Source organism: Vibrio sp. 2134-1, from assembly GCF_033339495.1.
Window position 1 is genome coordinate 21,502 of the sequence record NZ_JAWOUS010000025.1, and the last position, 21,088, is coordinate 42,589.

Below are 21,088 nucleotides of genomic sequence, written 5' to 3' on the forward strand. Positions count from 1 at the left end.
AGCTAATGAGATCTTATTGTCTCGCGCAGGTGTTATATCTTTTGTGTATGTTTTTGGCTAGTGAGTAATGAAAAGTTATTGAATAAATCATGAAAACTTTGAAGTATGAGGGGCCTATATAAGAGAGAACGAAGCGAGTAATAGATTCTTGGGCTTGAACAGTGATACAAGTGAAAATTAAAGCATTCTAAATTAGTGACTAATTATATTTTTATTTGTAACAGGAACGGTTGGATTAATAAGCAACTCAACAAGTGATGTATTTTCTACTCCTTAACATGAAGTGAAAAAGTAAACTGAGTAATCAATCTAAATTCTGACTTGTTTATCAATAGCGCTCTGTATTTATTACAAAAAATGTTTGAATGGGATGCTCTGGCATATTTTCTTATATTCACATGTGATTCATTTCACGGCTTTAATTACTCATTCTTATTTATTTCATAAATAAACCTGATAGTAGACGCAAATGGCAGGCTCTAACCAGAGCTAAGTTTGCATTTACATAAATATCAGGTATGACAATGGACACGTTAATCAAACCCTCAATACTCGCATTAACCATCGCCAGTGCACTTAGTGCAAACGCGAACGCAGAGATTATTATTTCCCAATACGTAGAAGGCGGCGCTTATAATAAAGCGGTAGAGATCGCTAATACGGGTGATACTGCGGTGACACTCACTGGCTACGAGTTGGCGAAATCATCAAACGGTGGTGGTACTTGGGGTAGCACATTCGACCTTAGCCAAGTGACGCTACAAGCTAACCAAGTGTATGTACTGGCGCATGGTGACGCGAGCGATACCATCAAAGCTGTCTCGGATATCACAGATAAAAGCGTTGCGAACTTTAACGGTGACGACCCGATCGCACTGCTGAAAGATGGTGAAGTGCACGACATCATCGGTGTGATGGGTGACGTAGATTTTGGTAAAGACACCACATTAGTTCGTAACCGTGATGCACTAACCCCTTCTGCTACTTATGATGCATCTCAGTGGACGGCATTTGAGAAAGACAACATTGACGGCCTTGGTGAGCTAAATGCGACTGAGCCACCAGCACCATTCGCTTGTGAAGTCGACGGTCAGCAACCTAACTTCACTACCATCCAAGATATTCAAGGTGAAGGCGATACGTCTCCATTCATTGATGGTTACCCATACATTACTGACGAAGATCATTTCGTAACGGGTGTCGTGACTGCTGTTACCACTGGCCTAACCAAAGGTTTCTACCTACAAGCATTAGAAAGCGACAACAACGACAAGACCTCAGAAGGCTTGTTCATTCATACTGACGCGGCAGACACGGCGCTGAAAGCTGGTGACGTTGTTTGTGTGAAAGGTAAAGTTCAAGAGTATTACAGCAATACTCAGCTTGCTTCTGATGCTAACAGCTATGTGAAAACAGGCACCTCTGAAACCTCTCGAGTTACCGATCTTGTTATCAAAGAAGGTGAGACACTACGTGATGCGCTTGAGCGTCATGAAGGGATGCAAGTTGAGTTGACCTCGGCAAGTGACTTGTTTGTAACTCGCAACTTCTCTTACGACTACGATTCACGTCGTAACAATATGATGCTCTCTCATGAAGCGCCATTGTTAAAGCCGACTCAATTACACGCGGCAGAGAGCGATGCAGCCGTTGAGCTAGCAAAAGACAACGCAGCAAACCGCGTATACCTAGAATCAGATGGCAAAGCACCAAACGGCCAAATCCCATACTACCCCGATTTTGCTAAAGATGCAGACCAAGATGGCTCTTCAGAGCAGCACATTCGCCTTGGTTCTCGAGTAGAAGGTCTACAGGGTGTCGTGGCTTACAGCTACAACGAATACCGCCTGATTGCGACGAATGAAGTCGATAACACCAACTTCGTGACTTCAGGTGAAGGCTTCGACGTGGCTCGTAAAGATGCCCCAGCGATTGCGGACTCAGATTTGCGTATTGCAAGCTTCAACGTACTGAACTACTTCAACTCCGTGGCTGACAGTGGTCATGAAAACCCAACCGGACAAAACCGTGGTGCGACTAATCTAGACGAATTCCTGATCCAGCAAGCGAAAATCGTTGCGGCGATGAACAAGATGGACGCCGACGTTATTGGTTTGATGGAAGTGGAAAACAACGGCTTTGGTGATGGCAGTGCTATCCAAAACTTAGTTGATGCCCTAAATGCTGAGATTGATGACGCTGAAGATCATTACACGTATGTCGAAATCGAAGAGCAAGACAAATACCAAGACGAATACTTTGGCAGTGATGCGATCATGGTGGCGATCTTATATCGTGCTAACGCAGTAACACCAAAAGAAGCAGCAAAAGTCATTGTGACGCCAGAGCAACACATTGCAGAGAACACCATTACTCGTAAAGAGGGCACTGAAAGTAACCCTGCATACGACAAATATCAACGCCACAGTCTACTTCAGACCTTTACGGTGAAAGAGACGGGTGAAGATTTGTCTATTGTCGTAAACCACTTTAAGTCGAAAGGCTCCGAGTGTATTGAAGAGTGGATTGCCGGTGTAGAAGATTCTGAGCCAGCGGATCTGCAAGGCAACTGTAACAACTTCCGCGTTTCTGCTGCGCACGCAGTGGGTGAAGCGTTGAAAGAGGTGAAAGGCGATGTATTGCTCATGGGCGACCTCAATGCTTATGGCATGGAAGACCCACTTCTGACACTGACTGATTACTCGAAAGAGAAATACGGCCGTGACATTTATACTGCTGCTTACACAACCATTGGTGATGGTGAACTTCAAGTAGAGAAGACCAAAATTGAAAAAGGTTACGGTCTGCACAACTTAAACACGTTGCTGCACGGCACTGATACGTTTTCTTACACCTATTCGGGCGAGCTGGGTAATTTGGACCACGCATTGGCAAGCAGTAGCCTAGCGCAAAAAGTGGTAGCAATTGAAGATTGGCACATCAACTCACTAGAGAGTAACTTGTTCGAATACAGCAGCAAGTACACCGGTGATATGCCGAAGTACAAAGATGCGTTCTCTGCCTCTGACCACGATCCAGTGATCATCGCGATTGATTTACCAGATGATGACATCGATTTACCGAAAGCAGGTGACAACTTAGCCGTCGATGTCCGTTTACCACCAACGGCGGTTGTGGGCGATATTGTTACGGTGAACTTAACGCCATCCACACAAGCGGCTGCGGCAAGCAGCGATACGAAAGCTTACTCGGCTAGCCAAACTTTAGTTCAAGCTGATATTGATGCGCGTAGCGTGAATATTGAGTTTGAACAAACGCCAGAGCAAGGTAATTATCAGTTAGAAGAGAAAGTGACTGACTCGACAGGTAATATCGTGAAGTTTAGCTCTGTTCGTGATGTTTCAATGACGCAAACTGAAGCTGGAACAGAAGGGTCGAAGGATTCAGATGGTGGTTCGTTTGGTTTTGGTGCTCTATTTGCGCTGCTAGGTCTTGGCTTATTCCGTCGTCGCCGCTAAGCGAATTTACTTCCTGACAAACAGTTCCTAAATAGCTGTAAAGACCAAAGGCCAGCCTATGCTGGCCTTTTTATTCAGCAAAAACTTGCCTTTCTTGCTTGGTATAGCAAAATACCGCCCTTGATTGTCACGAACGTGGCGATTCACTACGTAAGCATTGCCAAAACGGATTGGAGCAACCGACCCTTTATGTTGTTGATCATCGATAACTACGACTCTTTTACCTACAACCTTTACCAATACTTCTGCGAGCTTGGTGCAGACGTAAAGGTGGTGCGTAACGATGAAATCGATATCCAAGGCATTGAGGCGCTCAACCCAACTCATTTGGTGATCTCGCCAGGGCCATGTACGCCGAACGAAGCAGGTATTTCACTGAAAGCGATAGAACACTTCGCTGGTAAGCTTCCAATATTGGGTGTTTGCCTTGGCCATCAAGCGATAGCGCAAGTGTTTGGGGGTGAAGTGGTACGTGCACGACAAGTGATGCACGGTAAGACCTCACCGATTCGTCATAACGGTCGTAGTGTGTTTAAAAATCTGAATAACCCACTCACGGTAACCCGTTATCACTCTCTTGTGGTGAAAAACGGTACTTTACCCGACGTGTTTGAACTGACTGCATGGACAGAACTGCCGGACGGAAGCATGGATGAAATAATGGGTTACCAACATAAAGCCTTGCCAATTGATGCGGTGCAGTTCCACCCAGAATCAATCAAAACTGAGCAAGGTCACGAGTTGCTTGCGAACTTTTTAGCACGCAAAGCGATCTGATCGCGATCACTTTTCTTAACAAATCATTCATCTTTTTGCTGAGGTGAGCGGATTGCAAAACTATGCGATTCTCTCGAGTCTCTTTGTCTATTCATGTCTTTTTAAACCTTCTATCCCCTGTATTACATAACATTTATAAAAAATCACTTCTCTATTTTACTTTCTTGATGCATAAATAGTCATAAGCAGTGATTAATGGAAGTTGCTTTCGAGAACGAAAAGAATAAATCACTATTGAAATGGTTAATTAAATGTAAATACAATGCCGCAATAGCTTAAATGCAAAACATTATTTGCTGGCAAAGAGAGCCGGTTAAATTCGCTTATCTGCTACGCATGCGGTATCAAGAAGGAATGTGCAATGACAACGGAAATTAAAGTAGAGCGCGGTTTATTCGATGAGGTAATGGTACCTTGCTATAACCCGATGGAAATGATCCCTGTTAAAGGTGAAGGTTCACGTGTTTGGGATCAGGAAGGTAATGAATACATCGACTTTGCTGGTGGTATTGCAGTGAGCTGTCTTGGCCATTGTCATCCAGTAATGGTAAACGCACTAACAGAGCAAGCTAACAAGCTTTGGCACTTAAGTAACGTTATGACGAACGAACCAGCCCTTCGTCTGGCGAAAAAGCTAACAGAAGTGAGTTTTGCTGAGCGTGTGTTCTTTGCTAACTCTGGCGCAGAAGCAAACGAAGCCGCTTTGAAGCTGGCACGTCGTTATGCAGCAGACGTTCATGGCACTGAGAAATCTGAAATCATTGCATTCAAACAAGGTTTCCACGGTCGTACATTCTTTACCGTAACGGTTGGTGGCCAAGCGGCATACTCTGACGGCTTCGGTCCTAAGCCAGGCGACGTGACACACCTTCCTTACAACGATATCGAAGCTTTACAAGCACACATGTCTGATCGTACTTGTGCGGTCATGATGGAGCCACTACAAGGTGAAGGCGGCATCGTGCCACCAACGCCTGAGTTCGCTCAAGCGGTTCGCGAGCTGTGTGACAAACACAACGCCTTACTGATCTTCGATGAAGTGCAAACTGGTAATGGCCGAACAGGTAACTTCTACGCTTACCAAGGTTTAGGTATCACGCCAGATATTCTAAGTACTGCGAAATCACTTGGTGGCGGTTTCCCAATCGGTGCAATGCTAACGACAGCAAAATTGGCAGAGCACATGAAAGTGGGCACTCACGGTTCTACATATGGAGGTAACCCACTAGCGTGTGCGGTTGCAGAAGCGGTTGTAAATGAAGTCACTAAGCCAGAGGTTTTGGCTGGTGTACTAGAACGCGAAGCAATGTTCCGTGAAGGTCTAGAGAAGATCAACGCGAAGTACAACATCTTCTCAGAAGTGCGCGGTCAAGGCCTATTACTTGGCGCTGCACTAAATGAAGAATGGCAAGGCCGTGCGCGTGACGTGCTGGTTGCTGCAGGTAAACAAGGTCTCATGGTATTGGTTGCGGGTGCCAATGTCGTACGTTTCACACCATCACTCGTTATCACACAACAAGAAATTGAAGAAGGCTTGGCGAAACTGGATAAAGCGATCGCGACTTTAGTTTAAGCGCGATATCAGTTTAAACGTCAACGCAGACACCCCCGTCAAGGATCTCTGATGGGGGAATTGTTCCTACAATATAGTTAGGATCTTCTTGCATCTGGAGGGAGTATTGATGCTAGTAGTTCGCCCTATCGCGATGTCGGATTACGACGCACTGCACACTTGTGCGGTGGAGTCTGGTCACGGATTTACATCTCTACCGGTTAACGAAGAACTGTTAACCAATCGAATCAAACATTCAGAGTACAGCTTTGGTAAGCCAGATGTGGCAGAACCAGGCGATGAAGGCTACCTGATGGTTGGCTTTGACTCTGAAACGGGTGAGGTTGCGGGTACCACCGGAATCGAAGCATCTATCGGCTGGGATGTCCCATTTTACTCATATCACATTAGTAAAGTTGTGCACTCGTCGCCAAAGCTTGGCGTTAACAACGTCGTTAAACTGCTTACTTTTGGTAATAACTACACTGGTAACAGCGAAATTTGTACCTTGTTCTTGCGTGAGAAATTCCGCCAAGGTCTGAATGGTCGTCTAATGTCGAAGTGTCGTTTCCTAATGATGGCAGAGCACCCAGAGCGCTTCTCTGAAACGATCTTTGCGGAGATGCGTGGCGTTTCAGACGACGAGGGTAATTCACCATTCTGGCAATGGCTTCAAGAGCATTTCTTCTCTATCGATTTCACTCTTGCAGATTACCTGACAGGTATCGGCAAGAAAGGCTTTATCGCCGACTTGATGCCGAAACTGCCTATTTACATCAATCTGCTCAGCCCAGAAGCGCAAGCCGTGATTGGTCAAGTACATGACAACACGCGTCCAGCGCTGAAGCTGCTTGAGCGTGAAGGTTTTACCAACCGAGGCTACGTCGACATCTTCGATGGTGGCCCAACGGTTGAGTGTGATCTGCGTAATATTGAGTCGGTACGTCATTCATTCCGCGCGCAAGTCAAAATCTCTGAACATTCCAGCACACAAGACTTCTTGATGTGTAATTCATCTTTCGAGAACTTCCGTGCGACAGTCACTAAGGCGGCGTATGACGCAGAGACACAGAGCGTAATGATCGCACCAGACGTTGCGGATGCACTTTCGGTTGAAGAAGGGGATTTCGTTCGCCTTCTTCCGCAGTAACAGACGACAGAATTTAAGGATAGAAACAATGACACATTGGATTGCAGGTGAATGGGTACAAGGTCAGGGTGAAGCATTTACGTCTCTGTCGCCGTACAACCAAGAAGTGATCTGGCAAGGCAAAGGTGCAACGGCAGAGCAGGTGAACCAGGCGGTATCTGCAGCGCGTGAAGCGTTTATTGACTGGAAAAAGCGCCCATTTTCAGAGCGTGAGGCAATCGTGTTGGCTTTTGCGGAGAAAGTAAAAGAGAACAGCGAAAAAATCGCCGAAGTCATTGCCAAAGAAACTGGTAAGCCAATTTGGGAAACGCGCACTGAAGCAGCGGCAATGGCAGGTAAAATTGCCATTTCGATTCGCGCTTATCATGACCGCACTGGTGAGGCGAGCCGTGAAGCAGCAGGCAACCAAATCGTATTGCGCCACCGCCCATTGGGCGTGATGGCGGTGTTTGGTCCTTACAACTTCCCAGGCCACCTACCAAATGGTCACATTGTGCCTGCGCTACTGGCTGGTAACACGGTAGTCTTCAAACCGTCTGAGCAAACGCCATGGACGGGTGAATTGGCAATGAAGCTATGGGAAGAAGCCGGTCTGCCGAAAGGCGTGATTAACCTTGTTCAAGGCGCGAAAGAAACTGGTATCGCGCTCGCTGACGCAAAAGGCATCGATGGCGTACTGTTTACGGGTAGCGCAAATACGGGGCATGTATTACACCGTCAATTTGCGGGTCAACCGGGCAAGATGCTCGCACTAGAAATGGGTGGTAATAACCCGATGGTGATCTCTGATAAATATGGTGATTTGGATGCCACGGTTTACACCATCATCCAGTCAGCGTTTATCAGTGCTGGGCAGCGTTGTACGTGTGCTCGTCGTTTGTATGTGCCATTGGGTGAAAAAGGCGATGCGCTTATCACCAAACTCGTTGAAGCGACACGCAATATTCGCGTAGACCAACCATTTGCAGAACCTGCGCCATTTATGGGACCGCAAATTTCGGTCGCGGCAGCCAAGTTTATTCTTGATGCACAAGCTAATCTACAGTCTCTTGGCGGTGAAAGCTTGATTGAAGCGAAAGCAGGAGAGGCGGCGTTTGTTTCTCCAGGCATCATTGATGTAACGAACATTGCTGAGTTACCAGATGAAGAGTACTTCGGCCCACTTCTGCAAGTGGTGCGCTACGAAGGATTAGACAAAGCCGTGGCGCTAGCAAACGATACGCGCTTTGGCTTATCTGCTGGTTTGGTTTCAACCGACGACCAAGAATGGGAATACTTCGTTGACCACATTCGTGCAGGAATCGTGAACCGTAACCGCCAGCTTACTGGGGCAAGCGGTGATGCGCCATTTGGTGGTCCGGGGGCGTCGGGTAACTTGCGCCCAAGCGCTTACTACGCAGCAGATTACTGTGCGTACCCAATGGCATCAATGGAAGGTCAAGAGACTGTCTTGCCTGCAACATTGAGTCCAGGTGTAGCGCTATAAGTTTTAATAATAGAGTCGCAACTATGCATTGCGGCTCACCTTGCCGGCGCATCATTTAGGTATGGGTTGTAGTGATCGTTGGCAGAACACGAAAAGTGAGCAAAGACTCGGAAAAGCGTGTTGACTGACTGGCATTTACCGTCACAGGTTGATGGTTGCTCGTTCATTATTCTGGACAACTTTTGTTGTGAACGAGCAGCCAACTTCCGCTTACCTTTAAACTCTACATCTCGTAACAAGGAGTCGTTATGACGCCCGATGTGTTATTTGAATCGCTATGGCAAGATTACATTCAACGTCTTTGCCCTTCGGCTGCTAAAGTGCATCAGCTGCTTCAAGAAGATGAGCCTCTGATTAATGATCATATAGCTTTACGTACCTTCAATATCGCGCCTCTTGGTATTGAAACTCTAGCTAAGCCATTTGTAGCTATTGGTTACAAGGCGTGTGGTGATTACATTTTCGAAAGCAAAAAGCTGGTTGCTAAGCACTATGAGCACCCAGATCCGAAGCAACCTAAAGTATTTATTAGTGAGCTAAAAGTTGAAGAGTGCTCGCCTGAGCTACAAGAGATTGTGAAAAATTTGGTGGCACAAATCGATGCTGACAAGCTGAAAGATAGCGCATTCTTACATGGTGGACGCTTGTGGGATTTAAGCTTTGCTGATTACCAAACGTTGGCTAAAGAAAGTGAGTACGCATCTTGGCTTGCGGCGCATGGTTACGGAGCAAACCACTTCACGGTGAGCGTTAACCAGCTCAATGAATATGAAGAAGTGAAGCAGGTAAACGATCATCTGCGTACCGCTGGGTTTACCATTAATGAAAATGGTGGTGAAGTGAAGGGCACTCCTGAGGTGTTGCTAGAGCAGTCATCGACCATGGCAGATAAAGTAGCGGTTCGTTTTAGCGAAGGCACTGAAATTATCCCTGGCGGGTTTTATGAATTTGCTAAGCGCTATCCGATGGAAAATGGTGATTTGTACCCAGGTTTCGTGGCCGCTTCAGCTGACAAAATCTTTGAAAGTACGAATGGCTAAGTTTTAGGGTTAACCTGTTAAGCTTACTCATTAGTGTTCGCTGCACCCTATCTCATTTGGTCATGAGTAAATAAAAAGCCACCAATGTTGCCATTGGTGGCTTTTATAATTTTGTTCGTGTCACTCTAGTTCGAGATTAACGAGTACCGTAAACCACGATGGTTTTACCGTGAGCAGAGATTAGGTTCTGCTCTTCTAGCATCTTCAAGATACGACCTACTGTCTCACGAGAACAGCCAACAATTTGACCGATTTCTTGACGAGTGATCTTGATTTGCATGCCGTCTGGGTGAGTCATTGCGTCTGGTTGTTTTGCAAGGTTCAGAAGCGTCTGAGCGATACGACCAGTTACGTCTAGGAACGCCAGGTCACCCACTTTTTGGCTAGTTACTTGAAGACGACGAGCCATCTGCGCAGAAAGACGCATTAGGATGTCTGGGTTTACTTGGATAAGCTGACGGAACTTCTTGAAAGAAATTTCAGCAACTTCACAAGGAGATTTAGCACGAACCCAAGCTGTGCGCTCTTGGTCTTCCTCGAATAGACCAAGTTCACCAATAAAGTCTCCTTGGTTTAGGTAAGAAAGGATCATCTCCTTACCTTCTTCGTCTTTGATAAGAACCGCAACAGAACCTTTAACGATGTAGTACAAAGTTTCTGCCTTTTCGCCCGCGTGAATTAGCGTGCTCTTTGAAGGGTACTTATGAATATGACAGTGTGAAAGAAACCACTCTAATGTTGGGTCGGTTTGAGGTTTACCTAGAACCATAATATCTCACTTCCTCTGCAGGGTACGCTTGCGCTATCCATATTTTAGCTAAGCCTGAATTAGGCCTACTAGAATAAGAGCACTTTTTATATGCTGCAAGCTCTCTTGTGTTTCGGTAAGAAATAGTATCCTTTTTCGAAAACGATTTCTTGATTTTAATCGTGCCATGATTGAGATTTTGTAAGCAAAACTGTGCACATGATCACGGTATGAAAAGTAAACATCTTCGCAGGCAGGTTTTTAGCCAATTTTCCCTGTTTCGATGAGCTGTTGTAGGATAGGCCGAACTATGAGCTCCATTGCAAAGCTCATCTTACCGCCGGGTACGACAATCGTGTTGTGGCGTGACATGAATGAGCCATCAATCATGGCCAGCAGATATGGGAAGTCGACATTCTTGATACCGCGTAGGCGAATCACCACAAAACTCTCATCCAAACTAGGGATGCCTTTTGCATTAAGTGGGTTGGAAGTATCAACGGTCGGTACGCGCTGGAAGTTGATGTGAGTACGAGAAAACTGCGGAGTGATATAGTTGAGGTAATCGTCCATGGATCGCACGATTGAGTCCATTACCGCTTCACGCGAATGGCCGCGATCGCGAGTGTCACGTACGAATTTTTGGATCCACTCTAAGTTCACAATCGGCACCATACCAATTAAGAAATCCACATGTTGAGCAACATTAACATCGCCATCGACCACGCCACCATGTAACCCTTCATAAAACAGCACGTCGCTGTTTTCGGGTAAGTCTTGCCACGGTGTAAACGTGCCTGGCATTTGATTGTAGGGAACCGCTTCGTCAAACGTGTGCAGATAACGGCGCACGCTGCCAGTACCATCATGCCCGAACTTACGGAAAAACTCTTCTAATCCCGGGAAGTCATTAGCTTGTGGGCCAAAGTAGCTAATGTGTCGACCTTGCTCGCGGGCTTTGCGAATTTCGATGTCCATTTCTGGGCGAGTAAAGCGATGGAAGCTATCGCCTTCAACCCATGCGGGTTTAACGTTCATCATATTGAACATTTTACGGAAGGCTTCAGATGTAGTGGTCGTGCCGGCACCGGACGAACCAGTAACCGCAATAATTGGGTGTTTAGCTGACATGACAAACCTTGTCGAAAATTACTTACCTGTAATGTGCAGTAGAGTTACTACTGCACGGTCGATATCCCACTATAGCACGTAACAATACCTTGTCATCGAGTGGGATACGGTAAAATGTGAAGGGTCTAAAATTTTGTTTTATGTTGAATATCGACGGTTTCGTGTAGCTCAGAGAACACGATAACCGCTTCACCTTTTTCCAATTGAGCTTTAACTTGATCAATTTTGTCTTGCAAAGAAACCTCGACGGTTCCGTAATCCGTTCCTTCGCGTAAGACGAATTCACGAATTAAGTTTTCCAATGTTTCCGGCGCAATGTCTTGCCATGGAATGATCATAAATACCTCTAACTTTTATGATGAGCGGCTAGTTTACTGCGTTCGTTGCTTGGATACAGCAGAAAGGTAATCTGCGGCGATACTTTCGTAATACGCGGGCAGCGCTTCCTCCAACCAAAACTTAGGTTTTAACGCCGTTCCTGTCAGGAAGCCAACATGGCCACCGTGTTCAAAGAGACGGTAATCAATGTTATCTGGCAGAACAAATTTCGGGATCACATCGTCGGTCATGAATGGATCGTCTTTGGCGTGAATGATCAGTGTCGGTAGCGTGATCTGTTGTAATTTACTCAAGCCTGAACATTGATCGTAATAATCTTGTGCGTCTTTAAAGCCATGCAATGGTGCGGTGATCAAATCATCGAATTCATACAGCCGTGTGACACGTTTTATTGAGTTGTAGGACAGCGCAAGCTCGCCATGCAATAGATGATGCTTTTGTAACGCGTTACGTTTCAGTGAAGAAAGCAGGTAACGGCGATACACTTTCGAAAAGCCTTGTTCAATACGGTTTGCACACGCAGCTAGGTCTAAAGGCGCCGAGATAATAGTCGCTGCATTCAAAATAGGGTGGTCTTTATATTGGGCTAAATAATTCGCCAACATGTTACCGCCAAGAGAAATACCAACTGCAACTTTGGGATTATCAGGAAAACGTTGTTCAAGGTGCTCTAGGAAGTAACGAGCATCCGTCACTTCACCCGAGTGGTAAGCTCGTGCTTTTTTGTTTGGTTTACCGCTGCAGCCACGAAAATGCATCATCACCGACAGCCATCCAGATTGAGCAAATGCATTCATTAACCCATTGGCATAAGGGCTATAGAAGCACCCCTCTAACCCATGAAATAAAACAAAAATCGGCTTTTTTTGTGCAGGCTCTTGGGTTGGGTCCTCGCTCCACGCGAGATCGAGAAAGTCGCCATCGGATGTATCGAGGGTTTGCCAAATCGGCGTAAACAACGCTTTTTTGCGAATAAAACGCGGCAAAAGCGTTTGGAGATGCGGGTTTTTGATCCCGGCGGCTGCGAAAAATTGTGTCATACCTAACTGCTCTTATGCGGTCCTTCGGTGTCCGTTGAAGAACTTATTAATATAATCCTTTATAAAGATTATAGGTATTCTACAGATTTATGGGCGTTTTGGTGGTTGAATGTTTGGCACCGGAATAGCAAAGGCTTGCTGCAAATGCTCCCCACCGAGTTGACGACAGTATCTCAACGTCAGTGGGTCACCATCATTTTTGAGTAGTGCAAGTGAGTTAATGCAGTCCACCAAATCCGCTTGTTGCTGCTTTTCTAGTTGCAGCTCAAACTGCAAGGTCTCACGATACAAAGCGTCATTGACTTGAGACTTAAGGTGGCGACGAAGGTCGCGAAAGGAGTGAAGTAAAGTTTCGCTCCTACCTAGACAGTCTTGCACCAAGGGCCAGTCTTTTTCTTGGAAAATGAGTTGCTGCTCATCGAGCCATCTGAGCAGCAGGAGTAGGTTCACGTTACCGTGGTAGTTGTTCTGTAATGATAAACACGCCTCTTTCACTTCTCGCACACCATAAAATTGCAGACTAAACTGCCAAAGGTGTTCTAGGGTGAGTGTGTATTCAGCGTGTTGATTACTCATTGATTAAACTCTAGCTCCATCTGCTCCAACGTTTCTTGAGCAGACATCCATTCCATTTCAATTTCTTCGAGCTCAGCTTTACTGGAAGCTTGAAGTGCCAGCACTTGGTTAAGTTTAGCTTTATTTTCGGCCGCATACAGTGAGTTGTCCGCCAATTGTTCTTCAGCTTCGGCCAGTGCAGCACCTAACTTATCCATTTTATTTTCTAGTTGTGTCAGCGTTTTGCGAATTGGCGCTGTCTGTTTTCGAAACTCTGCATCGCGACGTTTTTGCTCTTTCTTCGCAGCTGCGCTGTTGGCCGTATCTTTGCTTGGCTGCGCAGCCTGCGCTTCTTTGCGTTCCGCTCTTTGTTGTTCGGTTAACCATTTATAATAGTCATTTAAATCACCGTCGAACGGAGCAACTTGTCGATCATGCACTAAATACAAGTCATCGGTCGTAGCGCGCAGTAAATAGCGGTCGTGCGAAACAATCACCATCGCACCTTCGAATGTTTGCAGTGCCATCGTAAGTGCTTGGCGCATGTCCAAGTCTAAGTGGTTGGTCGGTTCATCAAGTAGCAACAGGTTTGGCTTTTGCCACACAATTAAAGCCAATACCAAACGGGCTTTTTCGCCACCAGAAAACGGCGCAACTTTTTCTAGTGCTTTGTCACCTTGGAAGCCAAAGCTACCTAGGTAATCACGTAGCTGCTGTTCGGTTTGATCGGGTGCGATTTGCATCATGTGTTGCAGCGGCGTTTCTTCAGGGTGAAGCGTTTCTAACTGGTGCTGAGCGAAGTAACCAATTTTCACGCCTTGTGAGTAAGTTAGGTCACCACCTTGCGCGTTAAGTTCACCAGAGAGCAGCTTGATTAATGTCGATTTACCCGCACCATTACGGCCGAGTAGACCAATACGACTGCCAGGAACCAAGTTCAAGCGGATCTTCTCTAAGATGAGGTTGTCACCGTAACCTGCAGATACTTCATCCATCATCATGATTGGGTTTGGCAGCGCAGCTGGCTCACGGAATTGGAAGCTAAATGGGTTATCGAATTGAGCTGGTAACACTTTCTCCATGCGCTCCAAAGCTTTAATACGGCTTTGAGCCTGGCGTGCTTTAGAGGCTTTGTAACGGAAGCGGTCGATGTAGCTTTGCATGTGAGACATCTGCTTCTGTTGCTTTTCAAACATCGCTTGTTGTAACACCATCTTTTGTGCGCGTTGGTTTTCGAATGACGAGTAGTTACCCGTGTATTCGTTCAGCTGCTGATTCTCGATGTGAATGATGCGACCAACGATCGGATCCAAGAAGTCACGGTCGTGCGAGATCAGAATCAGCGTGCCAGGGTAGTTTTGTAGCCAACGCTCTAACCACATTACCGCGTCCAAATCCAAGTGGTTGGTTGGTTCGTCGAGTAGCAGTAGATCAGAACGACACAATAGCGCTTGAGCCAAGTTAAGACGCATACGCCAACCACCCGAGAATTGGGTCAAACTCCAACTCATTTGCTCTTGGCTGAACCCTAAACCATCGAGCAGTTCTGCCGCGCGAGCGCGAATGCTGTAACCACCAATGGTTTCAATTTTACCGTGTATCTCGGCAACTAGGGTTCCGTTGTCTTGTGTTTCTGCTTCAGCTAACTGCTTTTCGAGAGCGCGGTACTCGCGATCACCATCAATGACGTATTCCAGTGCAGTGCGCTCTAGCGCAGGCGTTTCCTGTGCGACCCAGGCCAACTCCCAGTGTTGAGGTTGGCTAAATGAGCCAGCATCAATTGACAGTTCATCTTTCAGTAGGGCAAACAGCGTTGATTTACCGCAGCCGTTTTTGCCCACAAGACCGACTTTATCGCCAGGGTGAATAGTCGCAGAAGCTTGGTCTAAAAGAGGTTTACCGCCACGCAGTAACTGAATATCAGAGAAGGTAATCATAAAGTTTTCATTCACTTTGCGCAGTGCGCGTTGCTTGGTTACATAGCGAAGTGGTTTCAATCGTTTTTAAAGCCACTTGGGTATATATCTAGCGGTGAATAGTAGGGGTATTGGCCGGAAAAGTCGATTGATTCGCTTTAATTGCATTATGCTGTACAAAAAAGTATAACAATTTGATAACGGATAAAAATAACCACAAGGACGACCATTTGGCTGTTGCACCGTCTATTCTCCCAAAAGTTCTGGTCATTTATGCTCATCCAGAGCCACATAACTCGATTGCCAATCAAGTGATGATAAAAAAAGCTCAGTCGCTTGATCACGTCACTGTGCACGATCTTTACGGTGTTTACCCCGATTTCTTTATTGATGTGAATTACGAACATGAGTTGTTGCTCGCTCACGATGTGATTGTATTTCACCACCCACTTTATATGTATTCATGTCCAGCCCTATTAAAAGAGTGGCTAGACCGAGTGTTAGGTAAAGGCTTTGCGTTTGGCGGAGGTGCGGCGCTAGAAGGAAAATACTGGCGCAGTGTCATTACAACAGGTGGTAAAGAAGAAGCCTTCAGCGCGAAGGGGTACAACAAATACCCACTTGAGCAAATCTTGCAACCGTTTGAACTGACGGCAGCCCTATGCCAAATGCACTGGATTGAACCTCTGGTGTTGTATTGGTCAAGAAATGTTTCGGATATTGAACGCTACGAACATGCTGAGTTATACCGTGGATGGCTGAGTAACCCACTTGAAAACTGGCAAGCGGCAGATCGAGGAGGTCAGTATGGCGATCACCAGTGAGTTTCTTCAAAGCAGTGTGGTCTTTCTTTCGGCTGCGGTTATTGCGGTGCCGATTGCTCAGCGCCTTGGGCTTGGCTCGGTTTTAGGTTATTTACTCGCTGGTGTGTTGATTGGCCCATGGGGGCTTGGCTTAATTAGCGACGTTGATGCCATTTTGCATTTTGCCGAGCTTGGGGTTGTGTTGTTACTGTTTTTGATAGGGCTGGAATTAAACCCTAAAAAATTGTGGCAGATGCGAGGGCCGATTTTAGGTTTAGGCGGTGCGCAGGTTGTGGTCACGACCGCCGTGATTGGTAGTGTCGTCAGTATGTTTGGCGTAAGCATGCAAGTGAGTTTAGTGATCGGGATGGGGTTGGCGCTGTCCTCGACGGCGATTGCGCTTAAAGTCATTGAAGAGCAAGGGCTTAATGGTACCGAAACGGGGCAATCTGGTTTTGCGGTGCTGCTCTTTCAAGATATTGCAGTGATCCCGATGCTGGCGATGTTGCCCTTGCTAGCAGGCGGGCATAGTGGTGGAAGTTGGTTGGATGTCTTCACTATTTTAGGCAGTGTGGTAGCACTGTTGATTGGTGGTCACTTTTTACTACGTCCGCTATTTCGTTTTGTCGTGATGAGCGGCGTTCGTGAACTCTTTACCGTTGCTGCACTTTTAGTCGTGCTTGGCATTTCGGTCGTGATGCAAAAGCTCGGCCTTTCGATGGCATTGGGGACTTTTTTAGCAGGCGTTTTGCTGGCAGAGAGTGAGTATCGCCATGAGTTGGAAATCGCTATCGAGCCATTTAAAGGTCTGTTGTTGGGGTTATTCTTTATTGCGGTGGGCATGGCGGTAAACTTGGGGTTATTGGCATTACATCCTCTAGAGATTCTCGGTGCGGTGGTGGCTTTGGTCGTGGTTAAGGGTTTGGTTTTGTATGCATTGGCGAGAGCTGCCCGTGTCGGAGCCAAAGCGAGAAGCCGTATGGCTGCAATTTTGAGCCAAGGCGGTGAGTTTGCCTTTGTCATATTTACCGCGGCGAGCCAAGAGGGCATTTTGTCCAAAGAGCAAGTGGCGTTTCTGTTGGTGGTGGTCAGTCTATCCATGGTGACGACTCCTCTTTTGCTGATGGGACAAAAGAAGTGGTTTGCTCATACCCTGAATCAAGAAGAAGAGGGCATGACCACGAAAGTCGTGGATCGCCGACCACGCGTTATCATTGCAGGCTTTGGACGTTTCGGTCAGATCGTCGGACGTTTAATGTATGCCAATAAAATCAAAGTGACAGTATTAGAAAGTGATGCCAGCCAAATCCACCTATTACGTAAGTATGGTTACAAAGTGTTTTATGGCGATGCTACACAAATTGACCTATTGAGGGCTGCTGGCGCTGATAAAGCGGAAGCATTGATTATTTGTACTGATTCACCTGATGAGGTGATGGCCATCGTGGACATTTGTCGCGTGCACTTCCCGAAACTTAAGTTGTTAGCCCGAGCAAGAAGCCGTGTCGAGGCTTACCAGTTAATGAGTCATGGTGTAGAGAATTACTCTCGTGAAACATTTTTAGGGGCGCTAGATCTCGGTCGCCAAGCGCTCGTAGAACTGGGTATGCATCCTTATCAAGCAAAGCGGGCAGAAGCACATTTTCGCAAGTTGGATAATGCTATGCTTAAGGACTTATTGCCTCAACACAATGAAGATAAGAAATTAGCTCAAAGGGCGAAAGAGGCACGCAAAGAGCTAGAAGAAATATTTGGTCGTGAAATGGAGAGCGACCATCAGTCACCTAATCATTGGAAGTAGTACTTGAGCCAAGACTCAAGCTAAGGAAATAGCGTGAAAATCAAGAAACGTTTTATTGCAGGCGCTAGCTGCCCAAATTGCAGCCAGCAAGATACCCTGCGCTGGTGGATTGAAAATAACATCGAGTTAGTTGAGTGTGTCGAGTGTGAGTTTACAGAGCAGCGCAAACCACAATCTGTAGAGAAAAATAAACACTCAGATCAGGAAATGATCGGAATTTTTAAGCCGGAATAATTGAACTTCGATAATTGATCCCCATAATACACCCAGATATCTCAGTACTTAACCCCATTCAGGTTAAGTCAATTAATCTCCCTGGAGTTAGTATGAAAATTGAAAAGAACGTTGTTGCAAGCCTTGCATACAAAGTAATGATGGAAGACGGTGTCGTTGTTGATCAATCAACAGCAGAAGCACCCCTAGATTACCTTCACGGTCACAACAACCTAATCACAGGTCTTGAAAAAGAACTTGAAGGTAAAGTGGCTGGCGACAAGTTCTCAGTAACGGTAGCTCCTGAAGAAGCTTACGGTGAGCACAACGATGCGCTAGTACAGCGCGTTCCTGCGGACGTATTCCAAGGCGTTGAGCAAATCGAAGTGGGCATGCGCTTCCTAGCTGACACTGACCAAGGTCCAATCCCTGTTGAAGTAACAGAAGTTGACGGCAACGAAGTGGTTGTTGACGGTAACCATATGTTAGCTGGTCAAACACTAACTTTCGAAGTAGAGGTTATGTCTACACGTGAAGCAACAGCAGAAGAGATCGAACACGGTCACATCCACCAAGGTGGTGGCTGTTGTGGTGGTCACGATCATGACCACGATCACGAAGAAGAAGGCGGCTGCTGTGGCGGCGGTAGCTGTGGTTCTCACTAATCATAAGCTCCTTCACTAGATAATCTTATCTAGCAAAGCTTTGAAAAGCGCAAGTTGAGTTTTCAACTTGCGCTTTTTGTTTATCTAAGGTGTAGTGCCAACCATACAAGGAATAACAGTTGGACAAAGTGATGACGAAACCTTTCTCGATTGCCATTCATGGTGGTGCGGGCACCATCTTGCGTGAACAGATGAGCGATGAGCTGCAACAATCCATCTTGGCGGATTTAGAAGCTGCGGTAAAAGCGGGACATCAAATTCTAGAAACGGGCGGTGAAGCCTTAGATGCCGTCGTAGCGGCAGTGAAAGTATTGGAAGACTCTCCTAACTTTAATGCGGGTAAAGGCTCAGTGCTGACCAACAACGAAATGGTTGAAATGGACGCTTCTGTGATGGATGGGCGAAACCTTGCAGCAGGTGCGGTCGCAGGTGTTCGTCATATCAGAAACCCAATTGAGCTCGCTCGTGACGTGATGCGAAACAGCAATCATGTGTTGTTGGTGGGTGAGGGCGCAGAGAAGTTTGCTTTTGAGCAAGGCCATGAGTATACCGAGCAAGATTACTTCTTTACTGATCGCCGTTATGAGCAGTTGCTGTCTATGCGTGAGAAAGGACTGTTTGCTTTGTCGGAATCTCGTTACCCAGATGACCGTAAGCACGGTACGGTTGGTGCGGTAGCGTTAGATCAACAAGGCAACTTAGCCGCTGCCACCAGTACGGGTGGCGTGACGAATAAGAAATACAACCGAGTCGGAGATTCGGCTCTGATTGGTTGTGGTACGGTGGCCGAAAATGGCGTTGTGGCAGTTTCCACTACGGGTGTCGGTGAGTTCTTTATTCGTAAACGTGTTGCGGAAGACGTTGCAGCACGTATGCGTTACTTACAAGAAGATATTCATACGGCTTGTGAACACATTATCCAAGGTGCTCTCAAACAGATGGGCGGAGAGGGCGGTTTGATTGCCATTGATGCTAAAGGTGAGATGCACTTTGCGATGAACAGTTCTGGCATGTACCGAGCAGGCATTAATACGCAAGGCGAGCTGAGCGTTAAAATCTACGCCGACGAATAGCTTCTTCTTGAGTACCTTCTTAAGTAATTAATACAACAAAGCCCAGAACATGTTCTGGGCTTTATGCTATTTGAGCCTGCATTTTAATAATGCGGTGGTGGGGTTTCTTCTGACGGATCGGCTAAATTCGACGAGTCCATATTTTTTACTTTACCTACCACATATTTCATCTGTTCGAGCATCTTGGTAATTTGCAGTTGTTGCTGCGATAAAGCGCCGTTCAGATCTTCAATAGTCTGTTCTTGGAACGCAAGCTGACATTCTAAGTCATTAATGCGTGCTTCCAATTGCTGAATGATTTTTTCTGTCATGATCCGTTCTCTAACTGCCAAGCTTGGGCAATACCTGCTGAAGTAGCAGTAATTACGCGTTGTTTTGAATCAAAGGCTGCATCATACACGACCGCACGGGGAGGGCGAGTGTCTTTTTTGGGCTCCACTTCAAATCCACTCATTCGTTTTCCGGTTTGAGTATCCCATATCGACACACGGCCAGAAGGGCTTCCTGTGACTAGTTGAGTCCCGTCGTCAGAAAATCGTGCGGTAGAGAAAATTAATTGGCGTGACCAACTGCTCAACTGTGTGACTTCTTGTCCAGTTTTTAAATTCCAAACAATCGCTTGGTTTCCGCCATCAGATGTCATTGCTAATTTTCCATCTCTTTGCAGGGCCACGCGAACAATTCGTTGTTCATGTTCGAAGGTTCGTAGTACTTGTCCGGTTTCGGTATCCCACAGATACGCTTTATAGTCATTACCTCCGGTTAGGGCGAAGCGCCCATTAGGAGAAATGGCCACGGAATTGACTTTTTCACGATGCGCAAGGAACTCCATGCGACGCCCGGTGACTAAGTTGACATAAATTGCTTTACCGTTGGATAACCCAAGCAGAACTTGTTCACCATTACTGGTGATATCAACGTCGCGAATGAGCGCATCAGAGATAGACCAAAGGCCTTCGGATTGCGTCCAGCCTAGGTCCCAAACTGCGAAGTTCATTTGGCTTGCTGTAATTGCGTAGCGACCATTGTCAGATATGCGGATATGGGAAACCACATTGGCATCGGCATCGAGTTCACCCAGATTGGCTAGTTGTTCATTTTGCTCTAGGTCCCACAACATCAAATGACGTTGTTGAGAATAGAGCAGAGCAAACCGTCCATCTCTGCTAAGTGCGAAGCTCGTCGCACCTTGAGGTTCTATCGGCCAACGCTGCACTTCACGCTCGGCGAAAAAGCAACCATTTAACGTGGTGATGACAATTAAATATAGGAATAAATGAAAAATTCTTTGCATCACATCTAATAATCCGGTTTGTGTCT

The 21,088-nt window shown here is 46.3% G+C and carries 19 protein-coding genes; 11 read left to right on the forward strand and 8 right to left on the reverse strand.

Annotated elements, in window-relative coordinates; all coding sequences use genetic code 11:
• The first annotated feature begins 524 nt into the window (after positions 1-524).
• The 6 genes from R7R78_RS20810 (at position 525) to R7R78_RS20835 (ending at position 9,484) form a co-directional block, all read left to right on the forward strand.
• The gene (locus R7R78_RS20810) at positions 525-3,479 is read left to right on the forward strand and encodes an ExeM/NucH family extracellular endonuclease (protein WP_225474192.1); all 2,955 of its coding nucleotides are present in this window, start codon (positions 525-527) and stop codon (positions 3,477-3,479) included.
• A gap of 189 nt (positions 3,480-3,668) precedes the next feature.
• Positions 3,669-4,256, forward strand: a complete 588-nt coding sequence (locus R7R78_RS20815; protein WP_031780782.1) for an aminodeoxychorismate/anthranilate synthase component II — start codon at positions 3,669-3,671, stop codon at positions 4,254-4,256.
• Positions 4,257-4,617: 361 nt separating this feature from the next.
• Complete coding sequence (locus R7R78_RS20820) at positions 4,618-5,829, forward strand: aspartate aminotransferase family protein (RefSeq protein ID WP_005381420.1); 1,212 nt, start codon at positions 4,618-4,620, stop codon at positions 5,827-5,829.
• A 109-nt stretch (positions 5,830-5,938) separates the two neighbouring features.
• Positions 5,939-6,958 carry an arginine N-succinyltransferase gene (gene astA / locus R7R78_RS20825; protein WP_005381422.1) on the forward strand — a complete coding sequence of 340 codons (1,020 nt, stop codon included), beginning with the start codon at positions 5,939-5,941 and terminating at the stop codon, positions 6,956-6,958.
• 28 nt (positions 6,959-6,986) lie between these two features.
• Positions 6,987-8,444 (forward strand): succinylglutamate-semialdehyde dehydrogenase, encoded by a 1,458-nt coding sequence (gene astD, locus R7R78_RS20830; RefSeq protein ID WP_005381424.1) that lies wholly within the window; start codon positions 6,987-6,989, stop codon positions 8,442-8,444.
• A gap of 248 nt (positions 8,445-8,692) precedes the next feature.
• Positions 8,693-9,484 carry a DUF1338 domain-containing protein gene (locus tag R7R78_RS20835; protein ID WP_064354370.1) on the forward strand — a complete coding sequence of 264 codons (792 nt, stop codon included), beginning with the start codon at positions 8,693-8,695 and terminating at the stop codon, positions 9,482-9,484.
• 136 nt (positions 9,485-9,620) lie between these two features.
• On the opposite strand, the gene crp is transcribed toward R7R78_RS20835, so the two are convergent.
• From crp to R7R78_RS20865, 6 genes are all read right to left on the reverse strand, one after another.
• Entirely contained in the window at positions 9,621-10,253 is a 633-nt protein-coding gene (gene crp / locus R7R78_RS20840) for a cAMP-activated global transcriptional regulator CRP (RefSeq protein ID WP_005381432.1), read from the reverse strand.
• A 240-nt stretch (positions 10,254-10,493) separates the two neighbouring features.
• Positions 10,494-11,363, reverse strand: a complete 870-nt coding sequence (locus tag R7R78_RS20845; RefSeq protein ID WP_005381434.1) for a phosphoribulokinase — start codon at positions 11,361-11,363, stop codon at positions 10,494-10,496.
• 125 nt (positions 11,364-11,488) lie between these two features.
• Positions 11,489-11,701: a YheU family protein gene (locus R7R78_RS20850; protein WP_005382815.1), complete on the reverse strand. Its 213-nt coding sequence runs from the start codon at positions 11,699-11,701 to the stop codon at positions 11,489-11,491.
• Positions 11,702-11,734: 33 nt separating this feature from the next.
• Positions 11,735-12,742 carry a hydrolase gene (locus R7R78_RS20855; protein WP_033907159.1) on the reverse strand — a complete coding sequence of 336 codons (1,008 nt, stop codon included), beginning with the start codon at positions 12,740-12,742 and terminating at the stop codon, positions 11,735-11,737.
• An 87-nt stretch (positions 12,743-12,829) separates the two neighbouring features.
• Positions 12,830-13,318: a TIGR02444 family protein gene (locus R7R78_RS20860; RefSeq protein WP_033907158.1), complete on the reverse strand. Its 489-nt coding sequence runs from the start codon at positions 13,316-13,318 to the stop codon at positions 12,830-12,832.
• Positions 13,315-15,234: an ABC transporter ATP-binding protein gene (locus R7R78_RS20865; RefSeq protein WP_042523641.1), complete on the reverse strand. Its 1,920-nt coding sequence runs from the start codon at positions 15,232-15,234 to the stop codon at positions 13,315-13,317. Before R7R78_RS20865 ends, R7R78_RS20860 begins: the two co-directional genes overlap by 4 nt.
• Before the next feature lie 209 nt (positions 15,235-15,443).
• On the opposite strand from R7R78_RS20865, the gene kefG reads away from it, so the two are divergent.
• The 5 genes from kefG (at position 15,444) to R7R78_RS20890 (ending at position 19,768) form a co-directional block, all read left to right on the forward strand.
• Positions 15,444-16,037 (forward strand): glutathione-regulated potassium-efflux system ancillary protein KefG, encoded by a 594-nt coding sequence (gene kefG, locus R7R78_RS20870; protein WP_005381444.1) that lies wholly within the window; start codon positions 15,444-15,446, stop codon positions 16,035-16,037.
• On the forward strand, positions 16,021-17,817 hold the full coding sequence (gene kefB, locus R7R78_RS20875; RefSeq protein ID WP_017633740.1) for a glutathione-regulated potassium-efflux system protein KefB: 1,797 nt from the start codon (positions 16,021-16,023) through the stop codon (positions 17,815-17,817). The genes kefG and kefB overlap by 17 nt, the downstream gene beginning before the upstream one ends.
• Before the next feature lie 33 nt (positions 17,818-17,850).
• Positions 17,851-18,051: a YheV family putative zinc ribbon protein gene (locus tag R7R78_RS20880; protein ID WP_005381449.1), complete on the forward strand. Its 201-nt coding sequence runs from the start codon at positions 17,851-17,853 to the stop codon at positions 18,049-18,051.
• Between the two features lie 92 nt (positions 18,052-18,143).
• Positions 18,144-18,695, forward strand: a complete 552-nt coding sequence (gene slyD, locus R7R78_RS20885) for a peptidylprolyl isomerase (protein WP_005381451.1) — start codon at positions 18,144-18,146, stop codon at positions 18,693-18,695.
• A gap of 131 nt (positions 18,696-18,826) precedes the next feature.
• On the forward strand, positions 18,827-19,768 hold the full coding sequence (locus tag R7R78_RS20890) for an isoaspartyl peptidase/L-asparaginase family protein (RefSeq protein WP_031777285.1): 942 nt from the start codon (positions 18,827-18,829) through the stop codon (positions 19,766-19,768).
• Between the two features lie 83 nt (positions 19,769-19,851).
• Here R7R78_RS20890 and R7R78_RS20895 read toward each other — a convergent pair whose 3' ends face one another.
• Positions 19,852-20,079 carry a SlyX family protein gene (locus tag R7R78_RS20895; RefSeq protein WP_005382807.1) on the reverse strand — a complete coding sequence of 76 codons (228 nt, stop codon included), beginning with the start codon at positions 20,077-20,079 and terminating at the stop codon, positions 19,852-19,854.
• Complete coding sequence (locus R7R78_RS20900) at positions 20,076-21,062, reverse strand: WD40 repeat domain-containing protein (RefSeq protein ID WP_017633742.1); 987 nt, start codon at positions 21,060-21,062, stop codon at positions 20,076-20,078. The genes R7R78_RS20895 and R7R78_RS20900 overlap by 4 nt, the downstream gene beginning before the upstream one ends.
• Positions 21,063-21,088: the final 26 nt, after the last annotated feature.